Source organism: Methylibium sp. T29 (genome assembly GCF_000576205.1).
GTDB lineage: Bacteria > Pseudomonadota > Gammaproteobacteria > Burkholderiales > Burkholderiaceae_C > Methylibium > Methylibium petroleiphilum.
Window position 1 is genome coordinate 1 of sequence record NZ_AZND01000468.1, and the last position, 1,493, is coordinate 1,493.

A 1,493-nucleotide genomic window follows, 5' to 3' on the forward strand; every position below is an offset into this window, starting at 1 on the left:
GCAGCCGCGGCAGAGCGGCGCCGTCGGCGGCTGCGCCACCGCCGAGACCGTCCCCCGCACAGCAGCACGGCGGCCGCCGCAAGCTGGGCGAGCAGTGCGGCAGGCCGAGTCCGGCCGCCGCGAGCGGTGGACCGCTCGTGTTGCTGACGCTCGGGCATGTTCAGGTCCCCAGCCGCTGCAGTGCCTGCTGGGTCATGTACTTCTCGTAGAGACCGTCGACGTTGAAGGCCGTGGACATGCCGCCGGTGATCGACGTGACGGGCTGGAAGCGCGTCATGCGACCGTCCTGGAAGTTGTAGCACTGCACCGCGGTCCAGTGCCAGGCCGTGTTCTTGCCGTCCATCAACTTCTTGTCGCCCTTGTCCTGGAAGCTGTACTGCGGCTCGAAGGACTTGAAGATCTCGCCGCGGCGGTCGTAGGTGATGTAGGCGACGTACATCTGGTTGCGCACGTCGACCCACACGCGCTTCTTGCCCACCGGGGCACGCGGGTAGCCGGTCGGCTCGGCTTCGAAGATCACGACATCGGGGCACAGCTCCATCTGCGTCTCGAAGAAGGTCTGGTTCTTCGGGCCGCCGTGCACCGGGCGCTCCCAGTTCGGGCGGTCGCCGTACCAGCTTTGCGACACCGCGCCGAGGAAGGGGCCGCGGCCGACGATCTTGTAGTTGCCCCACGTCAGCATCGGGTCGCCCGCCGCCCAGGCGTCCGACAGGTAGAGGTTCATCCCCGGCACCAGTGGTTCGAAGCGCTGGTTGGTCGGGAACTTGCGCACGCGCTTGAAGGCCGGCAGGTAGCCGACGAGCTCGGGGAACTTGCGCTGGTCGTAGTACCAGGTGTTCAGGTAGCCGGTGCCCTTCACATCCGACGGGCCGGTGAAGTACACGGCGTTGTAGCGCAGCAGTTCGTCGGCGCCCGGCACGACCTTGCCGTCGGCACGCGCCGTGGTGTTCTGCTCGACCCAGGCGAAGTCGTACTGGTAGCTCATCGACCCGTCGGGCGCGACCTCCCAGTCGCGGATCGCGGTGATCGAGTTGTCCTTGCGGCCCCAGCACATCGTGAGGTTGGCCGCCACTTCGATGCCGGTCTTGGCGTCCGGGAACGGGTTGCCGCCGAGCCACGGCTTGCCGTCGGGGCTGACGACGTTGCCATTCGCGTCGAACTTGGCCTTGCCCTGGTTGCGCAGCGTGGCCTCGAGGTATTCGGCCGGGAACATGCGCGTGATGTCGCGGGTGGTCGGCACGATGCGGATCTTGCGGCCCATGGTCTTGACCTGGTGGTAGGCCACCGGGTCGAGCAGGTCCTTGACGAGGTCGACGTTGTCGGCCCCGATCAGATCGCCGGTTTTGATCTTGCCCTTGGACCAGGCGTCGATCGACATCACCTCGTCGGGGTAGGCCTTCGAGATGTCGGCGGAGTTCGCGATCATCGGCCACAGCGGGCCCAGCACACCGGCCGTGGCAATGCCCTTGGCTGCTTGCTCCATGAAGAAACGG

General features: G+C 66.8%; 1 protein-coding gene. It reads right to left on the reverse strand.

Translation table 11 applies throughout. From position 1 onward, the window contains the following. Positions 1 to 160: 160 nt before the first annotated feature. Positions 161 to 1,493, reverse strand: a 1,333-nt coding sequence (locus tag x551_RS22095; RefSeq protein WP_036251555.1) for a DUF1329 domain-containing protein, incomplete at its 5' end; no start/stop codon positions are given.